The 8,739-nt window shown below is 44.7% G+C and carries 10 protein-coding genes; 7 read left to right on the plus strand and 3 right to left on the minus strand.

The window, feature by feature from the left end:
- Nucleotides 1-107: 107 nt before the first annotated feature.
- Nucleotides 108-986, minus strand: coding sequence for an NAD kinase (locus DWU89_RS17750; RefSeq protein ID WP_115500970.1), 879 nt, complete (start codon nt 984-986; stop codon nt 108-110).
- A 27-nt stretch (nt 987-1,013) separates the two neighbouring features.
- Nucleotides 1,014-1,673 (minus strand): CBS domain-containing protein, encoded by a 660-nt coding sequence (locus DWU89_RS17755; RefSeq protein ID WP_115500971.1) that lies wholly within the window; start codon nt 1,671-1,673, stop codon nt 1,014-1,016.
- Between the two features lie 85 nt (nt 1,674-1,758).
- Between DWU89_RS17755 and DWU89_RS17760 the strand changes: the two genes are divergently transcribed.
- From DWU89_RS17760 to DWU89_RS17785, 6 genes are all read left to right on the plus strand, one after another.
- Nucleotides 1,759-2,472, plus strand: a complete 714-nt coding sequence (locus tag DWU89_RS17760) for a pyridoxine 5'-phosphate synthase (RefSeq protein WP_115500972.1) — start codon at nt 1,759-1,761, stop codon at nt 2,470-2,472.
- A 31-nt stretch (nt 2,473-2,503) separates the two neighbouring features.
- Nucleotides 2,504-3,214 carry a MotA/TolQ/ExbB proton channel family protein gene (locus tag DWU89_RS17765; RefSeq protein WP_115500973.1) on the plus strand — a complete coding sequence of 237 codons (711 nt, stop codon included), beginning with the start codon at nt 2,504-2,506 and terminating at the stop codon, nt 3,212-3,214.
- A gap of 2 nt (nt 3,215-3,216) precedes the next feature.
- The gene (locus DWU89_RS17770; RefSeq protein WP_115500974.1) at nt 3,217-3,627 is read left to right on the plus strand and encodes an ExbD/TolR family protein; all 411 of its coding nucleotides are present in this window, start codon (nt 3,217-3,219) and stop codon (nt 3,625-3,627) included.
- 42 nt (nt 3,628-3,669) lie between these two features.
- Complete coding sequence (locus DWU89_RS17775; protein WP_115500975.1) at nt 3,670-4,524, plus strand: energy transducer TonB family protein; 855 nt, start codon at nt 3,670-3,672, stop codon at nt 4,522-4,524.
- Between the two features lie 7 nt (nt 4,525-4,531).
- Nucleotides 4,532-5,077, plus strand: a complete 546-nt coding sequence (locus DWU89_RS17780) for a DJ-1 family glyoxalase III (RefSeq protein ID WP_115500976.1) — start codon at nt 4,532-4,534, stop codon at nt 5,075-5,077.
- A 182-nt stretch (nt 5,078-5,259) separates the two neighbouring features.
- Nucleotides 5,260-5,664, plus strand: coding sequence for a DUF3836 domain-containing protein (locus DWU89_RS17785; protein ID WP_115500977.1), 405 nt, complete (start codon nt 5,260-5,262; stop codon nt 5,662-5,664).
- 39 nt (nt 5,665-5,703) lie between these two features.
- Here the strand turns inward: DWU89_RS17785 and DWU89_RS17790 are convergent, their stop codons facing one another.
- Nucleotides 5,704-6,825, minus strand: a complete 1,122-nt coding sequence (locus DWU89_RS17790) for a 6-bladed beta-propeller (RefSeq protein ID WP_115500978.1) — start codon at nt 6,823-6,825, stop codon at nt 5,704-5,706.
- Between the two features lie 184 nt (nt 6,826-7,009).
- Here DWU89_RS17790 and DWU89_RS17795 point away from each other — a divergent pair, with 184 nt between their 5' ends.
- A complete protein-coding gene (locus tag DWU89_RS17795; protein WP_115500979.1) occupies nt 7,010-7,933 on the plus strand; it encodes a DMT family transporter in 924 nt (307 codons plus the stop codon).
- The last annotated feature ends 806 nt before the right edge of the window (nt 7,934-8,739 follow it).

Here is an 8,739-nt window from a genome sequence, read left to right on the forward strand (position 1 = left end):
GTGCAAATATAGAGCTTTTATGTTATGTAGCATATATATTCGTTTGGAAATCTCGCTTATTTAACCTGATTTAACGAAAACATGCTGCAAAACATAGTTTTTCATCTCTATTTCATCCGTGCATCCGCTCCCCACATCAGTTTTTCGCGGAGCGTCTGGTAAAAGGTATGATTATATCGTTTAATCACTTTTGTCGTATAATCGGCTTTGCTTACCCGTAGCTGTATGCCGGTCGGGAATATTTCGGAACGTCCGTCAAGGGCAATCAGGAAATATTTGTTCCGGCTTTCCACCCCTAAAGTGATCGTGAAAGAATCCGGGATAACCAACGGGCGTACATTCAGGGAGTGGGGGGCAACCGGACTTAAAACCAGATTCTTGCTCTGCGGGATGATGATCGGCCCGTTCACACTCATAGAATAGGCAGTAGAACCCGTAGGAGTAGAAATCACCAAACCGTCAGCCTGGTAAGAAGTCAGGTATTCGCCGTTCAACGATGTATGGATCGTTATCATGGAAGAGGTGTCGCGCTTCAGAATCGCGATCTCATTCAAGGCATAGTTATAACCGTGGAAGACCCGGTCTTCGGTATGAAGGCGCAACAAAGTGCGTTCCTCTATCTTATAGTAGTTCTTGAACAGTTCGTCCAGCGTATCTTCAATGTCATTGCTTGAAACGTCAGCCAGAAATCCGAGACGCCCGGTATTGATACCCAGAATCGGGATATCCTGTTTGTTCACACGGGCAGCTGTACGCAGGAAAGTACCATCACCACCCAGACTCAGAGCTACATCCAGGTTAAACTCATCACTGGTCAGGATACCGGATACGGGAGGCTCATAGTTCAAGGCATCCGTAAGAAAAAGATAGAAATCACGATCCACATAAACCTCAGCCTCCAAAGCAGTCAGCTTTTCAAACAAGCGCTTAATGACAAGCTGCTTGTCCGACTGATATTCACTGCCAAATACCCCGATCTTCTTCATAACTTTCAATTTTCAACTTTCAACTCCCTATATATTCATATAATGAACTAACTCTTCCATCCGCTGTTGCAGCAGATCGTCCACCATTCCCTTTTCCATAAAGTAATAAAGGACTGTATAGTTAAACCGTTCGAAACTACGGATTACAGGAGAAGCGTCTTCAAGGTCGATCTTGATAATCAGATGCAACCGTCCGGTATCCTTATCCGTGTAAGAAAGCAAATTCAGGACATGCGCATTGTTTGCCTCGATCAGGCGGGCAATATCGGTCAGCGAATAATCCTGCGGCATCAACTCCAACACAAACACGCTCCCGGCAGCTTCCGCACTACAAAGCTCGGACAGAATATCGATCAGTTTGTCACGCGTGATAGCGCCTAAATATTCTCCTTCAGGATTTACAACGGGAAGAAGACTCAACTGATATCGGGTAATCAAAGCCATTGCCTCATGGATATGCGTGTTTTCCTGAACACTGGGCGACAACAAAACCGGGTCACCGATAGTCGCTGCCGGATTCGGCATTGCCAGCAGGTCTTTTTCCGATACCAAACACCTATACATATTTTCATTCAACAATGGCAGATGCTTCAATTTAAAATCATCCATTAAAGCCAACGCATACTCTCCCGTGTCAAAACTTTTTAACACCGGAAATTCCTTCGTTATGAAATCTTTCACCAACATTCTTCTGTATATTCCCTAAATACTGCTAAATTTGCCGATACTTTTGTGCAAATGTAATGAAAGAAAAAAGATATAACGATATACGATGACAAATTTAAGTGTAAACATTAACAAGGTTGCAACCATTCGTAACGCACGCGGTGGCAATGTACCAAACGTATTAAAAGTGGCATTAGACTGTGAAGCTTTCGGTGCACAAGGGATTACCGTTCATCCCAGACCGGACGAACGGCACATCCGGTACAGCGACGTATATGCCTTGAAACCGGAAATAAAAACAGAGTTTAACATAGAAGGATATCCTTGCGATAATTTTATCGACCTGGTAACGAAAGTAAAACCGACACAGGTCACGCTCGTGCCGGACGCTCCCGATGCCATAACTTCCAATGCCGGTTGGGACGTAAAAGCCCACTTCGAGCAGTTGAGCGAATTGGTGGACACCTTCACTTCTCACGGCATCCGCACTTCTCTTTTTGTGGGGACGGAGCTCGACAATATTGAGCTGGCCGCTAAAACGGGAACCGACCGTATCGAATTATACACGGAACCCTATGCGACCTGTTATCCGGTAAACCGTGAAAAGGCAATTGAACCATTTATTGCAGCCGCCCAATTGGCCAAAAATCTGGGACTCGGCGTAAATGCCGGCCATGACCTGAGCTTGGAAAACCTGGCCTATTTTCATCAAAATATCCCGGGACTGGATGAAGTGTCAATCGGTCACGCGCTGATCTGCGACGCTCTTTATCATGGTTTGAAAGAAACGATCAGACTATACAAAGAATGCCTTCTATAATTCATAATTTATAATTCATAATTCTATAAACATGAGTATTTTACTTTCCCTACAAGCTGTAGGGGCACAAACAGCAGAGCAGATGCCGGACCTGACGGCGGTAACAGTTCCCACTGAAGCAGAAATCAATGTAATCGACCTCGCCTTTAAAGGTGGCTGGATTATGGTTGTATTATTGTTACTGTCACTGATGGCATGTTATATATTTATCCAGCGCCTGATGGTAATCCGCCGGGCGGGCAAAGAGGATGAAACGTTTATGAACCGTATCAAGGATTATATACATGAAGGGAAAGTTGATTCGGCTTTAAACCTGTGCCGCAGCACCAATACACCTTCCGCCCGCATGATTGAAAAGGGTATCACCCGTTTGGGACGCCCGATGAACGACGTACTGGTCGCCATCGAAAATGTAGGTAACTTAGAGATTGCCAAACTGGAAAAAGGTTTTCCATTGATTGCTACGACAGCTGCCGGAGCGCCGATGTTGGGATTCTTAGGTACGGTAACCGGTATGGTTCGCGCCTTCTTCGATATGGCAAATGCCGGAACGAATGTTGACGTATCCCTGTTGTCCGGTGGTATCTATGAGGCATTGGTTACAACGGTTGGTGGTCTGGTTGTCGGTATCATTACCCTGTTTGCCTACAACTATCTGGTTTCGCAGGTAGACAACGTGGTGAACAAGATGGAAGCCCGCACAATGGAATTTATGGACTTATTGAACGAACCTGCAAACTGATTATGGCTTTAAAACGAAGAACAAAAGTAAACGAAAGCTTCAGTATGGCTTCTATGACAGACGTCATATTCCTGCTGTTGATTTTCTTTATGGTTACCTCGACGGTAGTTATTCCGAACGCCATCAAGGTGACGCTCCCGCAAGCGCAGAAGCAGACTGCTGCCAAGCCGCTGACACGCGTCACGATCGATGCGAACCTGAATTACTACGTCGCTTTCGGTAGCCAGCGGGAAAAGCTGGTGTCTTTCGAAGAGATCACCCCGTTCCTGCAAGAGAGTTATGCAAAAGAGCCGGAAATGTTTGTAGCCTTATATGCAGACGAATCGGTACCTTACAAGGAAATCGTGCGTATCCTGAACATTGCGAATGAGAATAAATTCAAGATGGTGCTCGCCACCCGGCCACAGAAGTAATTGACAATTGACAATTGACAATTGACAATTTAAAAGAGGATTATGAAGTTAAATAAAGATGACATATACGGTATAGCGGGTTCGGTAGCATTCCACCTGATTATCCTGCTCATCCTGGGGTTCACGGTATTGAAGACCGTTGTTCCGGACGAGGATGGCGGCATATTGGTGAACTTCGGTAACGTGAATGCGGCAGCCGGAACTTTCGAACCGAAATATACCGGACAGGAACCCCCTCAGGAAACGACAACTCCTCCCCCTCCCGTGCCAGAGCCTAAAGTGGAAACACCCAAGGAAGAACTGGTAACGCAAGACATCGAGGAAAGCGTTGCAATCGAAGAAGCCAAAAAGAAAAAGGAAAAAGAAGAGCAACGCAAGAAAGAGGAAGAAAAGAAACGGAAAGAGGAAGCCGAAAAAGAACGTATCCGCAAGGAAGAAGCCGAAAAGAAACGCCTGGCCGAAGAACAGCGTAAGAAAGAACAGGCTATCAGCAACAAGGTGGCCGGTGCTTTCGGAATGGGAAGCCAGGAAGGTAACAGCCAAGGCGATGCCGCATCCGGAACAGGAAACCAGGGTAGTCCGTTCGGAAATTCCGATCATGGAGCTAACGAAGGTGTAGGCGGTTATGGTTCGTTCAACCTGAACGGTCGTTCAATCGGTGCCGGAGGTCTTCCGCGTCCCGCCTATACAATTCAGGAAGAGGGACGAATCGTAATTAACATCACGGTAGACCCGAAAGGAAATGTTATATTTGCAGAAATAGGTAAAGGTACAAACATCGACAACGCTTCCATGCGTAAGAGTGCACTGGATGCCGCCAAACGGGCTAAGTTCAACAGCATCAGCGGCGCCAACAACCAGAGCGGTACGATTACCTATCTGTATAAACTAAAATAGAAATAATATGAAGAAAGCAATTGTATTCTTAGCGAATGGTTTCGAAGAAATGGAAGCCTTGGGGACAGTTGACATCCTGCGCCGCGGTGGTATTGAAGTTACAACTGTTTCCATCACTACCGACTTGGTTGTAACAGGCGCACACAATGTTCCGGTAACAGCCGATAAGACATTGGACAATGTAGTATTGAACGAAGCCGATGCCCTCATCCTTCCCGGAGGCATGCCCGGCGCATCCAACCTGAACAGTTCCGAACCGCTCAAAGAAGCATTGCTGCAACAGTATCGCGAAGGCCGCATCGTAGCTGCCATTTGCGCCGCTCCAATGGTGTTGGGTGGACTGGGACTGCTGAAAGGCCGTAACGCCACCTGTTATCCCGGTTTTGAACCGAAACTGATCGGTGCAAACGTTACAGGCGAAGCAGTTGAAATATCCGACAACGTCATAACCGGTAAAGGTCCGGGATTAGTCATGAATTTCGGCCTTGCTTTGGTTGCCGCAATCAAAAATGACGCAGTTGCCGAAGAGGTGGCAGCGGGATTGCTTTTGTAAGGAAAGAATTACATCAGATAACTGAGAGTGTCCAAACTTTTGACAGCATTGTCAAATATTTGGACACTCTTCTTTTTGTATAGTTTTATCAAAACACTGATTTTCAAAAGCGTACATAGTTTGGCACAGGCTTTGCAATTTAGTTGGCAAGAGATTAATAAACAACTAAAAAGAATAAAGTCATGAAAAAGTCAGTTTTAAAATCAGTTATCGCAGTGATCGTTTTTGTATTCGCAAGTGTAAACTTCTGTTCTGCATCCGACTTCGCCTATAAGACAGAAACAGCAAACGGTTTAGTAATGACTAAATATGTCTACAAGGTGGAAGGCGAAAACCTCCTGCAGCAGTATCGCAAATACAGTTTCTCATACGACGCAAACAAGAGAGTCGTGTCCAAGACTGTCGAACAATGGAACGAAGACACTCAAAAATGGGAAAAACAACAAACCTACGCTTACACATACAACGACAATGCTTGCAGCATTACCCTGACGACCTTCAAAGACAACAAAGAAATCAGCAAGGATGTATGTGTAAACTCAATCCCTAACCAACAAGCCCAAAGAAATACTTTAGCTGCAAAATAAATCATTCTCACATAACCTGCCTAAAGGAGGAAACAGCCGTCACTTGCAAACATAACGCAACAGTACCGGATTGTCGTCCTCCTTTAGCGTTTCAAAACCGTTCTTTCCTGCTAAATCAAACGCTTCTCTTACCGCATAAAGGGAACCCGGCACAGATGTTTTCACCAACATCTTTCCCTTCTCAACCGATTTCCAGGGAGTTTCTTCCGAGACAAGATTGACATGCGGATAAAAACGATCCAATTTCTTATCATACAAAGCCATAAACGCTTTCATATGTTCTCCCTTGAATTGTGACATAGAATAAAAGACAAAGCCGTAATCATTGGTTTCAAACAGATCAAATATCTGCATACGCGGACCGTCCGGCCTTACCTTTGGAGTATAATCAGCAACTAATGTCAACTCGTCAAATGTCCATTTCAGTTTTCCGATATAAAAAAGCCAGGCCGGTTCAATCTTGTTTTCACGAATCCGATAGACCGTATCATTAAAATAATGGAACATATATAAGTCATTATCTAAATTATAAGTAAAAGTCTGGCCCATAAATCCTTCTGTTCCCATCTCCCGGTCACGCTTACAAAGTGTATCTACCCGTCCGGCTTGAATATCATAGCGATAAAGGTCGGGCATTACTGAATTTCCGGTTGTCAGATAATAGATTTTCCCATCTTTATACCGGAAGTTATCTATCCATGTCTCCTCCGGCAATTTGAATGAAGATAAAAAACGGCCGTCAAAAGCATAAACATTCATCTTCCGGCCAAAATAGTCCATGACATATAAAGCCTGTTCCTTTTCTACCGGTTGAATTGTTTTGGGAGATAGAAATTCTTGGGGTCCTTGCCCGGAAGCACCGATATATTGCAGAAAATGTCCCGTTTTATCAAACTTGCAAATCCGGTTATCGGAAACCAACCAATAAAACTCCCGGCTTTCTTCCAGATAGGATATCTCTTTTATCAGGCAACGATCCGTTGTTTCCAAAGGAATGGCCTCGACCTGCATACTCAATACATCTAACGGCAACTCCATATCCGGCTCTATCTGATCGGCATGATCCAACACCAGGACCCGGAAGCCGGAAACTGTTTCCGGACGACAAGCGGAGATAAACAGCCAAATTCCCAATAGTAACATCCAACTCAAAGTTTTCATATGTGTTTCTTTTTTTAATTTTGTAAAAATAACGAGGAACCTGTTGAATTTCTGCTCCGCGAAGATAATTAACAGCAATCAAGTATAAGATTGTCTAATTTTTGGACGTTTGCTGCTTACCGCTATTTCCCTATCGCCCGTTTTTATACTATCTTTGATGCCGTTTTATCAAAGAGAAAAAGTGATGAGTAATTTTAAAGGATTTGCCTTCGGTATATTAACGTCGGCGACATTCGGGTTGATACCCCTGTTTACATTGCCGCTGATGGCAAAGGGGATGCAGTTCGATTCCATCCTGTTCTACCGTTTCTTGTTTGCAGCATTGGCTTTGACAGGGATTATGGTTATCAGGAAGGAATCGTTCCATGTGGAGAAAAGGGAAATCCCGGTATTGGTTCTATTGGGCTTTTTCTACACTGCTTCCGCCATGTTCTTGTTTTGGGGATATAGCTTCATGTCGGCCGGAATTGCTACAACACTCCATTTTACCTATCCGATATTCGTCACCCTCATCATGCTGTTGGTATTCAGGGAAAAGACATCCTGGGTAACACTGATGGCTATTGTGTTGGCAATCTGCGGAGTGGCACGCCTTTCTATCAATGAAGGGGAAATGAAACTGAATGCTTTAGGCGTTTTCATCGTTTTGCTGTCTGCCGTCGGATATGCACTTTACATCACGACTGTCAATAAATCGCGCGTGCAAAAGATGACCGGTCGCAAACTGACCTTTTACGTGTTTGTTGTCAGTACAATCCTGTTTGCCGTCAAAGCAGGGACGAATGAAGGCATACAAGCGATTCCTGATGCCATGTCATTGATGAACCTGGTTCTGCTGGCTATTGTTCCGACTGTTATTTCCAATATCACGCTTGTCCTTGCCGTGCATAATATCGGGGGAACATTAACCGCCGTATTGGGGGCTGTAGAACCGATCACAGCCGTATGTGTCGGCGTATTGGTCTTCAGCGAACCGTTCACCCCCAATCTGGCAGTCGGTATCCTTCTGATCATCATTGCCGTAACACTGATCATACTTTCCAAATCGATACAACATACTTTGCGGGAGATACGCAGACGGCTTGCCCACCTGAACCTCTTAAAATAAATGCTTGCCGATTACATTTTTACATTCGGTTATTTAATAACAATTATGCATTCATCATTTACCAGTTTTGGATAAAACCTGTTCTCTTGCGATCCCGCATCGGAGCGCGGGAACGGGATAGCTCACTTTTGGTAAGTTTTGAACCTCCTGCAAATCTGATGAATATTACAATAACCCCCTTTTTTGCCATTTTTCTATTTCGTCTGAAATCTTGATCGATTTTGGATTGACTTTTTTTGCGGTTTAAGCTCCCCTTTCTGACAATAGGAAGAGCGAGGTGCGCAGTCCGTTTCGAAAAGCGTGCAATTTGATTGCCGAAAGACGGAAACATCGGCAAAGTGATAAACCTTAACTCCCGGAGAATCGATTATTTGAAAATAAAACGGACGGCGTCCCAAATATCCCAAGGAAATTCAGGTGCTTTTTTGCCCTTACAACGGTCCTCTTTCCAATTACGACCGTTCAAATCGCCATTACGACCGTCCTAATCTTCGCGAGGTGCCGAGTGCACTACACATTAGCACGGTCATAATAGCAAAGAGGACGGTCGTAATTGCTGGGAACGGTCAAAAAAGGCGAAAAAGTCCCTTTTTGAGGCAAAAAAAGCGGATTAACATTTGTTTTGTTTTAGACGCCTTTTAGACTTGAAAAATCCGTTTTATACAATAAGCCCCCCTGCCGCAGGCTCTCTTTTGCCGTTGATTTCAATCAACGGGTTGATAAACACCTGGCTTTGCCGGATTCCTCTGCGGGTTTAAACCCCCTTTCAAATATGTCAAAAGTCCCCCTGTCCCCGCGCTTGACGC

Source organism: Parabacteroides acidifaciens (assembly GCF_003363715.1).
Taxonomy (GTDB): Bacteria; Bacteroidota; Bacteroidia; order Bacteroidales; family Tannerellaceae; genus Parabacteroides; species Parabacteroides acidifaciens.

What these genes read in the sequence shown, in the direction of transcription:
- DWU89_RS17780 (WP_115500976.1), top strand. Translation starts at nt 4,532, where the DNA reads ATGAAGAAAGCAATTGTATTCTTAGCGAATGGTTTCGAAGAAATGGAA.
- DWU89_RS17750 (WP_115500970.1), bottom strand. Translation starts at nt 986, where the DNA reads ATGAAGAAGATCGGGGTATTTGGCAGTGAATATCAGTCGGACAAGCAG.
- DWU89_RS17755 (WP_115500971.1), bottom strand. Translation starts at nt 1,673, where the DNA reads ATGTTGGTGAAAGATTTCATAACGAAGGAATTTCCGGTGTTAAAAAGT.
- DWU89_RS17785 (WP_115500977.1), top strand. Translation starts at nt 5,260, where the DNA reads ATGAAAAAGTCAGTTTTAAAATCAGTTATCGCAGTGATCGTTTTTGTA.
- DWU89_RS17760 (WP_115500972.1), top strand. Translation starts at nt 1,759, where the DNA reads ATGACAAATTTAAGTGTAAACATTAACAAGGTTGCAACCATTCGTAAC.
- DWU89_RS17770 (WP_115500974.1), top strand. Translation starts at nt 3,217, where the DNA reads ATGGCTTTAAAACGAAGAACAAAAGTAAACGAAAGCTTCAGTATGGCT.
- DWU89_RS17765 (WP_115500973.1), top strand. Translation starts at nt 2,504, where the DNA reads ATGAGTATTTTACTTTCCCTACAAGCTGTAGGGGCACAAACAGCAGAG.
- DWU89_RS17795 (WP_115500979.1), top strand. Translation starts at nt 7,010, where the DNA reads ATGAGTAATTTTAAAGGATTTGCCTTCGGTATATTAACGTCGGCGACA.
- DWU89_RS17775 (WP_115500975.1), top strand. Translation starts at nt 3,670, where the DNA reads ATGAAGTTAAATAAAGATGACATATACGGTATAGCGGGTTCGGTAGCA.
- DWU89_RS17790 (WP_115500978.1), bottom strand. Translation starts at nt 6,825, where the DNA reads ATGAAAACTTTGAGTTGGATGTTACTATTGGGAATTTGGCTGTTTATC.